The following is a 12059-nucleotide window of genomic DNA, read 5'->3' as shown; positions in this document are numbered from 1 at the left end:
GGGTCAGCTTGGCCCGCAGCACCGGGTCGGGCACCTGGTCGCGCAGGTGGCGCAGCGCCCGCTTCCTGAGCAGGTCGGCGCTCCAGCCCTGGGCGAGCGCCGGGTAGAGGGTGACCTCGGCGTAGCGGTAGATCCACTCCCGGTAGGCCCGCTGCAGGCCCGGCACCATGCGGAAGGCCAGCCGGGCGGGCGGGCCGAACGCGGCGTCCGGCTTGGGGATCACCCAGTTGGGCGTGCGCTGGAAGACGTCGAGGTGCTCGGCCTGCTCGGCCACGCGCGGGATGAGCTGGGCGGCCGACGAGCCGTTTCCGATGACCGCGACCCGCCTGCCGGTGAGATCGTGGTCGTGGTTCCAGCGGGCGGAGTGGAAGGAGACGCCCTCGAAATCCGCCATGCCGGGAAGGCCGGGGAGTCGCGGGCGGTTGAGCTGGCCCACGCTGACGACGACCACGTCGAACGCCTCGGTGTGCTCGTCGCCGCCCTCCGGGCCTGCCGTGGTGACCTGCCAGCTCGCGTCGTCGAAGGCGGCTCGGCGGACCTCGGTGTTGAAACGGATTTTTCGCCTGATGTCGTATTTATCGGCGCAATGTTCTAAGTAGCCGAGGATTTCGGGTTGTTCCGGGTAGCGGCGGGTCCAGCTCGCGTACTTCTCGAACGAGTACGAGTACAGGTGCGAGGGGATGTCGCAGCCCGCGCCCGGATAGCTGTTGTCCCGCCAGGTGCCGCCCAGGCCGGCGGCCTTCTCGAAGACCGTGTAGGACCGGATGCCGGCCCGTTCGAGCTGGATCGCCATGCACAGTCCGCCGAAGCCCGCTCCTATGATCGCGACGCTGGGTGCCATGCCGTCCTCCGCAGGTCAGGATCCACTTACATTACGCCCGGCCCGCGTTCCCGCAACAGCCCTTGTCACGTGCGCCGCGACCCCGCCGGGCACCGGTAGTCTGCGCAGGTGGCTGCTGTGACGTTGACGAACGTGATCGAGGTGCTCGAGGCGGCCTACCCGCCCGCCCGGGCCGAATCATGGGACGCGGTGGGGCTGGTCAGCGGTGACCCGGCCCAGCCGGTGCGGCGGGTGCTGCTCGCGGTCGATCCCGTCGTCGCCGTGGCCGAGGAGGCCCTGGAGTGGCAGGCCGACCTGATCGTCACCCACCACCCGCTCTACCTGCGCGGCACCACCAGCGTGGCCGCGACCACGCCGAAGGGCCGCCTGATCCACACCCTGATCAAGAACGACATCGCCCTCTACACCGCGCACACCAACGCCGACGTCGCCAACCCCGGCGTGTCCGACGCTCTGGCCAGAGCCGTCGGGCTCACCGGCGACCTGGTGCCGCTCCAGCCGTTCCCCGACGATCCCTGGCGCGGGCTGGGCCGCATCGGCGAGACGGCGGAGGCGACGACGCTGGAGGAGTTCGCGGCGCGGGCGGCCAAGGGGCTGCCGCGCACGTCGTGGGGGATCCGGGTGGCGGGCGATCCGTCGCGCCGCGTCGCGCGCGTGGCGGTCAGCGGGGGAGCGGGCGACTCCCTCCTCGCCGCGGCGAGGGCCGCGGGCGTCGACGTGTTCCTGACGGCGGATCTGCGCCACCATCCGGCGAGCGAGTTCATGGAGGCGGGCGGCCCCGCGCTCATCGACGCCGCGCACTGGGCGACCGAGTGGCCCTGGCTCGACAGCGCGGCGTCCATCCTGCACGCGAGTGGCGTTACCGTTGAAACACGTGTCTCCGCCACGGTCACCGATGCTTGGACAAGAGGATATTGATCATGAAAGCAGCCCCTGAGGCCCAGAAGCGACTGCTCGACCTGGCAGAGCTCGACTCCGTGATCGACCGGCTGGCGCACCGCCGCCGCACCCTGCCCGAGCTCGCCGAGATCGACGAGCGTTCCAAGCTGTACGCCCGGCTCTCGACCCAGGTGATCGAGGCCGAGACCGAGGCGGGCGACCTGACCCGCGAGCAGACCAAGGCGGAGGCCGACGTCGACGCCGTGCGCACGCGTGCCGAGCGCGACCAGAAGCGCCTCGACTCCGGCGCCGTCTCCTCCCCGCGCGACCTGGCGGGCCTCCAGTCGGAGATCGCCTCGCTGCACAAGCGCCAGGGCGACCTGGAGGAGATCGTGCTGGAGATCATGGAGCGCAAGGAGGCCGCCGACACCAAGGTCACCGACCTGGTGAGGCAGCGCGATGAGGTCGCCGCCGAGCTCTCGGCCGCTGAGAGCCGCCGCGACGGCGCGCTCGCCGAGATCGACAAGGAGGCGGCCGAGGTGCAGGGCCGCCGCGCCGCCGCTTCCGGCGAGATCCCCGCCGACCTGCTGGCCCTCTACGAGAAGCTGAAGGACCAGTACGCCGTGGGCGCCGCCATGCTGCGCGGCGGCCGGTGCCAGGGATGCAAGGTGGCCCTGTCCATCGCCGAGATGAACCGCATCAAGGCCGCCCCGCACGACGAGGTGCTCCGCTGCGACGAGTGCCGCCGCATCCTCGTCCGCACCCCAGAGTCCGGCCTGTGACGTCCTACATCATCGAGGCGGACGGCGGCTCGCGCGGCAACCCGGGCCCGGCGGGCTACGGCGCGGTCGTCAAGGACGCCTCCGACGGCCAGGTGCTGGCGGAGGCGGCCGAAGCGATCGGCGTAGCCACCAACAACGTCGCCGAATACCGCGGGTTGATCGCCGGGCTCACGGCGGTGCTGGGGCTGGCCGGCGACGGGGCCTCGGTGGCCGTGCGCATGGACTCGAAGCTGGTCATCGAGCAGATGGCGGGCCGCTGGAAGATCAAGAACGAAGGGCTGCGCCCGCTGGCCCTGGAGGCGGGGGCGCTGGTCAGGCGGTTGCGGGTGACGGAGTGGACATGGATCCCCCGCGAACGCAACAAACACGCCGACCGCCTGGCCAACGAGGCCATGGACGCCGCCGCCAAGGGCCTGACCTGGAAGGCGGGCGGCACCACCCCACCGGAAGCGTCCGCGGCTACGCGGGAGCCGGGCGGTGCCCCGCCGGACAGGGGAGAGCCGTCCGCCGCGACGCGGGAGGTGGACTCGCGGGCTCGGGGCTCGGCGCCGTCGGTGGCGAAGCAGACGGATGTCCTCGACGTGAGCGACATCGCCGAAATGTCCGCCCCAACCGCCTCCATCGCCACGGCCCAGCGGCTCGGCAAGAATGCCGGCTGGGTCTCGTCCACCAAGGTGGCGACCTCGCTGCTCCTCCTCCGGCACGGCGAGACTGAAATGTCCCTGGAGCGCAGGTTCTCGGGCCGCGGCGACGCCGAGCTCACACCCAATGGCCTGGCCCAGGCGTCGGCGGCGGCCGATCGGCTGTCGCGCGTGCCGTACCGGCTGGACGTGATCGTCACCTCCCCTCTCAAGCGCGCCAGGCAGACCGCGGAGGTGGTCGCCCAGCGCACCGGCCTCGGCGTCGAGGTGGACGAAGACCTCAGGGAAGCCGATTTCGGCGCCTGGGAGGGTCACACGTTCACCGAGGTGCAGCGCCGGTGGCCCGCCGAGCTGGCCGCCTGGCTCGCCGACCCCACGGTCGCCCCGCCCGGCGGCGAAAGCTTCGCCACGGCAGCCGCCCGCGTGCAGGCGGCGGGTGAACGCCTGGTCGAGCGCTACGAAGGCAAGACCGTGCTGGCGGTCTCGCACGTCACCCCGATCAAGATGCTCCTGAGACTCGCCCTCATGGCCCCGCTGGAGGCCCTCTACCGGATGCACCTCGACCTGGCCTGCCTGTCGCTCATCGACTACTACGCGGACGGGCCCGCCGTGGTGAAGTCGTTCAACGACATCTCCCACCTGCGCTGATGAACGCATGCCGTGCCGGATGCCGCCAGAACACCCGGCACGGCGCGTCACCGCCGCTCGGGCGACGACCAGGCCCATTCCACCGGATCGATCTTGCCGCAGGGCTGAGAACCCGGGAAATTTGATAACCTTGATCGGACGAGCCGGCCGGGCGGCCGCGTCGGGCCTGCGGGCCCGCCGAGGAAGGTCCGGGCTCCACAGGGCAGGGTGGTCGGTAACGCCGACCCGGGGTGACCCGCGGGAAAGTGCCACAGAAAGCAGACCGCCTCCCGGTCAAACGGGAGGTAAGGGTGAAACGGTGGTGTAAGAGACCACCAGCGCCCACGGTGACGTGGGCGGCTCGGTAAACCCCACCCGGAGCAAGGTCAAGAAGGGCGCTCCCCGGAGCGTCCGCGCGCGACGTTCGAGGGCTGTCCGCCCGAGCCGCGCGGGTAGACCGCTTGAGGTCGCCGGCAACGGCGGCCCTAGATGGATGGCCGCCCCTTCGTACGAAGGACAGAACCCGGCCTACAGGCCGGCTCGTCACCCTCAGTCCCTGCTGATCAGGCCCTGAGGGCCGCAGGCAGAAGTTGGCCGACAACTCCCGAGCGTGGTTCAGCGGGCCAGGGTGGGAAGTGCTGCCGATGATGGGGGGCGTGCTCGGCACCGGGCGCTAGACATGCGAGGTCGCGGCGGCGATGGCGGCGGGATCCCAGTAGAACGGCCGGCATTCGAGCATGCGCCCGTTCCGCACCCGAATCAGTTGCATGATCTGCGTGTCGACCTCCTGACCGGTCGCTCGAGCGCGGAACCGTACGCGGTTTCGCACCACCACCGTGTCCCGGTCGCCCCAGTGCTCCTGCTCCAGGAACTCCATGGATGCCCAGGTCTCGCTGAAGGCGGCCAGAAACCGCTCCATCCCGTCATGTCCTCGCCACGTGCCGGTTCCCGTGAAAGGCAAGCCGGGAGCCTGATAGAGGACGACCTCGGGATCCAGGTATACGGCTACCTTGTCATAGCGGGCCTTGCCGAACCCGCCCGCGGCGACGTATGCGGCCTCGGCCCGGTAGAAGTTCTCCATGACCGCCCAGGCGTCCGGTGTTCGGTCCTCTGCGGGGGAGCGGTCAGCCTGCTGCTCGGTGGTCGTGTTCGCCGTACTCATGGCTCCAGTGTCACGGAGGGCGAAGAGACGCGCTGGCGGTGATCGGACGACTCGGTGAGATCGATGGTGTCTGATCCCCCGATTGTCACATTTCCTTCTCCGCCGGGGCGGGGGTCACGGCCGGAGGTCGATCTCGCCGGCTTTGAGGCCGATGATGAACGCCTTCCACTCGGTGGGGGTGATGAGCAGCTTGGGGCCGTCGGGGTCCTTGCTGTCGCGAACGGCGACCACCGCCGTGATATGTGCCTGTGTGGGTGAGTCCGCGCTGACGACATCGGCCTGGTTGTTCGGCAGCTCGGCGATCATGAAAGCCCCCGCCAGGCCCGCGACGCATTCTGGATCGACGACCTGGATGAAGACGGCGGGCCGCTGGGCCATGTCCAGCAGATGCCTGAGTTGCTCCCCCATCAATGCGGGACCGCCGATTCTGCGGCGCAATACACCCTCGTCGATGAGCACCAGAAGCGTGGGCGGCTGCGTGCGGTCAAGAATCTGTTGCCGCCGCATGCGAGCTTCGACGCGCTCATCGACCTCTTCGCGTGTGACCAGCGGCCCACGGCTGAAGACGTGACGGGCATAGGCCTCGGTTTGCAGGAGCCCTGGGACGAGCAGCGGATCCCAGGAACGCAGGACCAGGAGGGTGGGCTCGATTTCCTCCACCCAATTCCGGAACCACACAGGGATGCCCGGTTGGGTGATGATGCTCTGATATATCCGGGTGAATGACACTCCCTCGGCCGTGCCGAAGAGCAGATCCAGCCGCTCGGCATCGGACCGCGATGGCGTACGGGTCGCCTTCTCCAGCCTGCTGACCTGCGTCTGCGTGCATCCGAGCCGGGACGACACGGCGGCCTGCGACAACTGCGCGGCCTCCCTCAGCCGTCGCATCTCGGCGCCGAAACGTGCGCGAGGGAATCCGGGTCGAGAGACGGCACAGCATGCATCGCATTTCCTCTCCAATCAGAGGAATCGGCCCGAACACCCCGCGGACGGGTTGCGGTCCAGGTCAGCCGCACGGGCGGGACCGTACAGGTGGAGGTGACCGACGGCGGTTCCGCCACCACCAGGCCCGCCGTACACTGCCCGGCACCAGGTGACGACGGAGGCCGGGGCCTGTGGCTGGTGGAACTGCTCGCCGAGAACTGGGGATTCCAGCACGAGAAGACCTGCGGAAAGGTCTGGTTCCGGCTCGCCGGCCGATGAGCGCGGGGGAGGCAGGCCATGAGGCGTGACGTCACCGCAGGCGGCGGCTCTGGCTAGGGCCCGGGTGACGAGCCCAGAGCGTGACGTCACCGCTGGGCGGCGGCTCTGGCGAGGGCCCGGGTGACGAGCCTGCTCACCCGCTCGATCGCCTTGATCCCCACCCCCATCGAGCTGTTACGCCGGGAGATGACCGCGATCAGGAAGGTGTGACCGCGATCCCGCACCCTGCCGATGCTGTTGACCGTCCACCGCCCTCCGTCCCGGAGCCTGGGCAGCCAGCCGTTCTTCAGCGCCACGCCGGCGTCACCGCGGCCGGCCGCGCTGACGCCCCACGCCTGCTCCGGCACCACGTTCCCCATGAGGCCCAGCACGTAGCGGCGGTGTTTCGCGGACAAGGGGCTGGCGGCGGACGAGAGCGCCTTGAGCAGCCGGACCTGGTCGGCGGCGCTGGTCGTGGTCGAGCCCCACGCGCCACCAGGACCGGGACGGGTGTGGCGCAGGCCGAGCTTCCTGTTGGCGGCGGCCAGCCCGGACGCCCCGCCGATGGCCGACCAGAGCGCGGACGCGGCGGCGTTGTCGCTGACCCTGATGGCCCGCGCCGCCGTGCTCCGCTCCCAGGCCGTCAGGCCGCGGCCCTGGCGCTGGGCCTTGAGGAGGAGCGCGATCACGATGTCCACCTTGACGATGCTGGCCGTGGCCGCCCTGAGCCCGCGGTTGTAGGAGTAGGACAGGCCGGTCGGAAGATCCAGTACGGACACCGAGAGCTCACCAGAGACGTCGTCCAGGTAGCGGTCCAGCGACCTGGTGAGCGGCTTCCGATAGGACGTCAGCGGCGGTTCCCGGTCCGTACCGTCCCTGTCCATTGCTTCGCTTTCCGTACCGTCCCTGTCCATTGCTTCGCTTTCCGTACCGTCTCTGTCCGGCGCTTCGCTGTCCGGGTGGTCCCTGCCCGAAGGTTCGCTGTCCGAGGGTTCGCTGTCCGGGCGTTCCCTTTCCGGGCGGTTCTTCTCGTCGCGGTTCTGCCGCGGAGCCTTGGCGGGCGGCGACGCCACGGCTACGGAGGCGGGCGTGAGGGTGACGGGCGCGGCGCGTACGCCGCTCGCCGTGAGCACGGCCGGCAGGGCGAGCGCGGCCAGGAGAGGGAGGACGCGGCGGCGCGGTGGCGTCCCGGGCTTCGCGGGCACGGCTGTCTACGCGAGAACCGGCGGAGACGACGATGGGGAGGGGGAAACCCGGAGAACCATGAGAGGCAGCATTGCGGCGCAGGTGTTTCCGCCGCGTTTGCGATCCGGTCATATGTCATGATTTCGCCATGCCCATGGATCAGCGCCTGCTGGCGCTCTTCACGGTGACCACGATCATCGCAATGATCACCCCGGGCCCCGACATGCTGTTCGTCCTGGGCTGCGGCATGCGCGGCGGCCCGCGCGCCGGCCTGCTCGCCACGGCCGGAGTGGCCACGAGCGAGGCCGTCCACGTCGCCGTGGCCGCCGCCGGGCTCGCGGCCCTGTTCGAGGCGGTGCCGGTGGCGTTCACGGTGGTGCGGATCGCCGGCGGCGCCTACCTGATCCACCTCGGCGTGCGGATGATCCGCAACCGCGAGGGAGCGGACAGCGAACTGCCCGTGGAGGGCGCCATCCCGGGACGCCGAACGTTCACCAGCGGCCTGCTGACCAACCTGCTGAACCCCAAGATGGTGACCTTCACCATCGCCTTCCTGCCGCAGTTCGTCAACCCGCAACTCGGTCAGGTCTGGCTGCAGTTCGCGATCCTCGGCGCCATCCTCATCGTGCTCGAGTTCGTGGTGGACGGCGCGGTCGGCGTGCTCGCGGGGCGGATCGGGGGCTGGCTGCGCCGCCGGAGGGCGGCGCGACGCCGGATCGACGTCGCCACGGGAGGCATCTTCATCGGGCTCGGAGTCCGGCTGGCCATCGAACGATGACGCCGCCCCGGCCCGCGGCCGGTGCCGGACACGTCGCGGCCCATGACGGAGGCCGCTGCGATGACGCCCTCGATCACCGCAGCGTGCGTCTCCTCCACCGGAGCAGGCGCCCGGCGGAGCATGCGACGCCGGGTGAGGGGCGGAGGCGGGCCCGGCGGCCTGGCCGTGGTCGGCCCCTCTCCGGGGGTCGCGGCCTGACAGGTGGGGACCTCCGCCCCTCCGGCCCCTGGGAGTCAGGACCGGTGCCGCAAGGCCCGGTGAGAACCTCGCCGGCACCGCGACCCTAACCCCGGCAGATCGCGCCCGTCTGCGCAGAATTACGCAGAACGGGCCGCCCACGCGGCGAGGATGGCGGCTTCCTTCTCCGGCGCCATCCCGTGCGGCGTCATCTTGCCGTAGGCGCGCTGGTCCTCGGGGATCTCGCGCAGCCACGCCCACGTGTCTCGCACGGTCTCGGCCACGGGGCGCGTACGCAGCCCGGCCGCCTCCGCCTTGGCCGTCGGCACGGTCCAGAAGTGGCTCGTCTCCGGCGCCGACGGCCCGACCCACAGCGGCAGCTCCACGAAGACCCCCGCCCCCTGCTCCACCAGGAACCCGCTGTCCACCCAGACGAACTCCGCGTCGGACCCCGTCACCTCCTTGCACAACCCCAGCCACTCGCCGAAGGTGGTGTTGCCCGCCGGCCCCGTCACCGTGAACAGATCGGACGCGCCCAGCTCGGCCCGGTCGAGGGTGAACGCCGCCACGTCGCGCGCGTCCACCACCTGCATCGGCGAGCCGGGGTCGCCGGGGGCGAGCACCCGCTCGCCGTGCGAGATCCTGGTCAGCCACCACGGCAGCCGGGCCACGTCCTCGTGCGGCCCCAGGATCAGACCCGGCCTGATGATCAGCACGGCACCGTCGAAGCCCTGCTCGACCGCCCGCTCGCAACCCGCCTTCAGCTCGCCGTACTCGCCGTCGTCAGGCCCGGCGCCGGGTTCGCACGGCCACCTCGCCGAGTCCTCGGCCGGCTGGGCGGGAAAACCCTCGGCGGCCGAGATGGTGGACACGAACGCATATGTCCCCGCCCGTCCCGACAGCGCCCGCACCGACTCGCCCACGACCCGCGGCACGTAGCCGGACGTGTCGATGACGACGTCCCACGACCGTCCGCTCGTCAGCCGTTCGAGGTCGGCGCCCGACCCCCTGTCGCCGTGCACCGCCTCGACGCCGGGCACGTCGGCCCCGCTGCGCCCTCTGTTGAACGTCGTGACCTGATGCCCACGGGCCAGCGCCGCCTCCACGACGGCGCGCCCCAGGAACTTCGAACCACCCAAGACAAGAAGTTTCATGGGGTCAATCTTCGCCCGCCATCACCACGCCGCCGGACATCTTCACGGAGAGCGCAGGCCGCAGCGGCGGCACCATGTGCACCCTGGCCGAGCCGATGTCGAAGAAGAGCCCCACCAGCTCCAGCTTCCCGGCCCGCACCTGCTCGTCGACCTTCCGGTACGTGCGCAGGTTCTCCAGCTGCTGCTGCACGTTGACCCGGCACAACACGTCCAGCGCCCCGCTGTGCAGCCGGTCTCCCTCTCTTTCGATGAACGCGGCCAGGCTGTGGTTGCCGTGCCGCAGCCACCTGCGCAGCCCGGGCAGGCTGCCCGCCTGTACGCCGCCGCTCAGCAGGCCCGCCATCGCTCCGCAGCCCGAATGGCCGCACACCGTGATCGTGTTCACGCCCAGCACCTGCGTGGCGTACTCGATCGCCGCCACCACGGAGTCGTCGCGCGGCTCCGAGCCCCTGCGCGGCACCAGGTTGCCGATGTTGCGCACCGTGAACAGGTCTCCGGGGCCGCTCGCCGTGATCAGTGAGGGCACGATCCTGGAGTCGGCGCACGTGATGAACAGGTGCGACGGCTGCTGCTTGCGGGCCAGCTCGGTGAAGATGGGCCGCACCAGCGGCGCCGTACGACGGTGGTACTCGCGCGCACCCTCCGTGAGCCGGCACTCCGACGGCTCGGACGCGTCGTCCGGCGGAACGGAGGGCAGGCTGGGACGGCTCCGGTGCGCCCACGGCAGCCACCACCGGTCAGGCGCCTTGGGCGGCGACTTGGCGGGGAACATCCGCGCGCCGCTGGCCGCCAGCGCGTACCACTCGTCGTGCAGTTCGTCGATGTGGACCGTGCCGCCCATGCGCTCGTGGTCGAGCCGCCAGGAGTGGATGGCCTCGAAGGCTCCGTTGTCCATGAAGTCGATGTTCAGGTCGAGGCCGACATCCGTGCCTGCGGGGATCGTCCGCAGCTCGTGCGTCAGCCTGGGGACGCCGAGGAACGTGAGCGAGCCCGAGATCGTCACGTGCAGCCGCCCCGCGCGGTCCTCGCGCTTGAGCACGGTCACCCACGTCAGCCGGCGCAGCGCGAGGAGCGCGGCCAGAGCGAGCCCCGCCAGCACTCCCTCGGCCAGGCCGAGCAGGATCACCGCGACCATGGTCACGACGTAGACCGGCACCTCGCCGTGGCCGTGCACCTTCTTGATGTGACCGAGGTTCACCATCTGCACGCCGATGAACACCAGCAGCGCCGCCAGCGCCTCCAGCGGGATCAGCCGGATCGACCAGCCGAACCCGAGCGCGAAGATCAGCACCCACACCCCGTGCAGGATCGTCGAGCAGCGAGTACGCGCGCCCGCCCGCACGTTGGTGGTGCTGCGCACGATCACCCCGGCGACGGGGAGGCCGCCGAGCGCGCCCGTGACCATGTTGGCCACGCCCTGGCCGGTCAGCTCCTGGTCGAGGTCGGCGCGCTTGCCTCCGTGCATCCTGTCGGCCGCCACGGAGCACAGCAGCGACTCGCAGCCGGCCAGCAGCGCCACCAGCAGCACCGCCGCAACGACCAGGTGCCAGTCGCCCTGGGGCAGCACGGGGAAGGCCCACTCGCCGACGCTCTCGGACAGGTCGACGCGGGTGACGTCCCAGCCGAAGGCCCAGGCGGTGCCCGCCGCCGCGAGCAGCGCGGCCAGCGGCGCGGGGACCGCCTTGACCGGCCCGGGCAGGCGTGTCCACAACGCCAGCACCGCGATGGTGAGCAGGCCGACCGCCACCTTGTGCCCGTGCAGGTCGGCGATCTGGCCGGGCAACTCGATGATGTTGGCCACCGCCGAGCTCTGTGACGTGCCGCCCAGCACCACGTGGAGCTGGGCGAGGGCGATGATCACGCCGACCGCCGCCAGCATGCCGTGGATGACGGCCGGCGACACCGCCAGCGCCGCCCTGGCCGCCTTGAAGATGCCGAGCAGGAGCTGGACGGCGCCCGCCAGCAGGGTGATCATGCAGGTGGCCCGCCAGCCGTACGTGTGCACGAGATCGAGGACCACCAGCGACAGGCCGGCGGCGGGCCCGCTCACCTGGACGGACGAGCCGCCCAGTGTGCCTCCCACGATCCCGCCCACCACGGCGGCGATCAGCCCGGAGACCAGGGGAGCTCCGGAGGCCATCGCGATGCCCAGCGAGAGGGGCACCGCGACGAGGAAGACCACGAGCGACGCCGGCACGTCATGCCGGAGCGTGCTCAACCGGATACGGTGCGTGTCGCGGGTCATGGAGCAAACCCTATTGCTCCGTCGACCGCGCTTTAGGCGTGCCTCACGTGGGTTTTACCCATTAATGAGGGCTGCCATCACCGGTAGTAGTCGTGCGGGTAGTCCTGCTCCGGAGCCTTCCTGCGGTGGCTGCCCCGGCCGTTGCCCGAGGCGGCCTGAGGCCGTCCGTGCGTGTCGCCGCCGAACGCCTGCCACGTGGTGTCGGAGGCGGCGGCGCCGCCCGCCGGCGGCTCCGGCCACGCTCCGGCGGCCGGGCTCGTGGTGATGTCGCCCGTCTCGTACGCGAACGAGGACGGCTGCGGCGCGGGGGCGGGCGTCGGTGTCGGAGCGGCGAGCACGTCGTCGTAGGCCGGAACCGTCCTGCCGGGCGCCGTCGGGGTGCCGGTGGCGGGGGAGGGGCCGGTGA

Annotated in this window: 11 protein-coding genes, 1 other RNA gene and 1 pseudogene; 6 read left to right on the top strand and 7 right to left on the bottom strand. The window is 70.9% G+C overall.

The genetic code is table 11. The features are described from left to right. On the bottom strand, nt 1–841 hold an 841-nt coding region (locus E1292_RS46250; protein ID WP_132606155.1), incomplete at its 3' end, for a flavin-containing monooxygenase. Nucleotides 842–958: 117 nt separating this feature from the next. Here E1292_RS46250 and E1292_RS46245 point away from each other — a divergent pair. The 4 genes from E1292_RS46245 (at nt 959) to rnpB (ending at nt 4317) form a co-directional block, all read left to right on the top strand. Then, nucleotides 959–1759 (top strand): Nif3-like dinuclear metal center hexameric protein, encoded by an 801-nt coding sequence (locus E1292_RS46245; RefSeq protein WP_132606154.1) that lies wholly within the window; start codon nt 959–961, stop codon nt 1757–1759. 2 nt (nt 1760–1761) lie between these two features. After that, complete coding sequence (locus tag E1292_RS46240; RefSeq protein WP_132606153.1) at nt 1762–2502, top strand: zinc ribbon domain-containing protein; 741 nt, start codon at nt 1762–1764, stop codon at nt 2500–2502. Then, nucleotides 2499–3791: a bifunctional RNase H/acid phosphatase gene (locus tag E1292_RS46235; protein WP_132606152.1), complete on the top strand. Its 1293-nt coding sequence runs from the start codon at nt 2499–2501 to the stop codon at nt 3789–3791. Before E1292_RS46240 ends, E1292_RS46235 begins: the two co-directional genes overlap by 4 nt. 139 nt (nt 3792–3930) lie before the next feature. Beyond that, an RNA gene (gene rnpB / locus E1292_RS46230) (RNase P RNA component class A) lies at nt 3931–4317 on the top strand. Nucleotides 4318–4443: 126 nt separating this feature from the next. Here the strand turns inward: rnpB and E1292_RS46225 are convergent. Then, nucleotides 4444–4932, bottom strand: a complete 489-nt coding sequence (locus E1292_RS46225; RefSeq protein WP_132606151.1) for a nuclear transport factor 2 family protein — start codon at nt 4930–4932, stop codon at nt 4444–4446. Nucleotides 4933–5046: 114 nt separating this feature from the next. Further along, nucleotides 5047–5892 (bottom strand): Scr1 family TA system antitoxin-like transcriptional regulator, encoded by an 846-nt coding sequence (locus E1292_RS46220; protein WP_281284154.1) that lies wholly within the window; start codon nt 5890–5892, stop codon nt 5047–5049. On the opposite strand from E1292_RS46220, the gene E1292_RS56240 reads away from it, so the two are divergent. Beyond that, the gene (locus tag E1292_RS56240; RefSeq protein ID WP_439331956.1) at nt 5785–6135 is read left to right on the top strand and encodes an ATP-binding protein; all 351 of its coding nucleotides are present in this window, start codon (nt 5785–5787) and stop codon (nt 6133–6135) included. The genes E1292_RS46220 and E1292_RS56240 overlap by 108 nt on opposite strands. Before the next feature lie 86 nt (nt 6136–6221). Here E1292_RS56240 and E1292_RS46215 read toward each other — a convergent pair whose 3' ends face one another. After that, nucleotides 6222–6998, bottom strand: a complete 777-nt coding sequence (locus E1292_RS46215) for a serine hydrolase (protein WP_165975105.1) — start codon at nt 6996–6998, stop codon at nt 6222–6224. A 449-nt stretch (nt 6999–7447) separates the two neighbouring features. On the opposite strand from E1292_RS46215, the gene E1292_RS46210 reads away from it, so the two are divergent. Then, on the top strand, nt 7448–8077 hold the full coding sequence (locus tag E1292_RS46210; protein ID WP_132606148.1) for a LysE family translocator: 630 nt from the start codon (nt 7448–7450) through the stop codon (nt 8075–8077). Between the two features lie 317 nt (nt 8078–8394). On the opposite strand, the gene E1292_RS46205 is transcribed toward E1292_RS46210, so the two are convergent. The 3 genes and pseudogenes from E1292_RS46205 to E1292_RS51935 form a co-directional block, all read right to left on the bottom strand. Beyond that, nucleotides 8395–9408 (bottom strand): NAD-dependent epimerase/dehydratase family protein, encoded by a 1014-nt coding sequence (locus E1292_RS46205; RefSeq protein WP_132606147.1) that lies wholly within the window; start codon nt 9406–9408, stop codon nt 8395–8397. Nucleotides 9409–9412: 4 nt separating this feature from the next. Further along, entirely contained in the window at nt 9413–11653 is a 2241-nt protein-coding gene (locus tag E1292_RS46200) for a SulP family inorganic anion transporter (RefSeq protein WP_132606146.1), read from the bottom strand. Nucleotides 11654–11730: 77 nt separating this feature from the next. Further along, a pseudogene (locus tag E1292_RS51935) lies at nt 11731–12059 on the bottom strand (hypothetical protein); the annotation flags it as partial.

Origin of the sequence: Nonomuraea deserti (assembly GCF_004348685.1) — a bacterium.
In the GTDB taxonomy this organism is placed as follows: Bacteria; Actinomycetota; Actinomycetes; order Streptosporangiales; family Streptosporangiaceae; genus Nonomuraea; species Nonomuraea deserti.
This window is presented reverse-complemented; position numbering and strand designations above follow the sequence as displayed.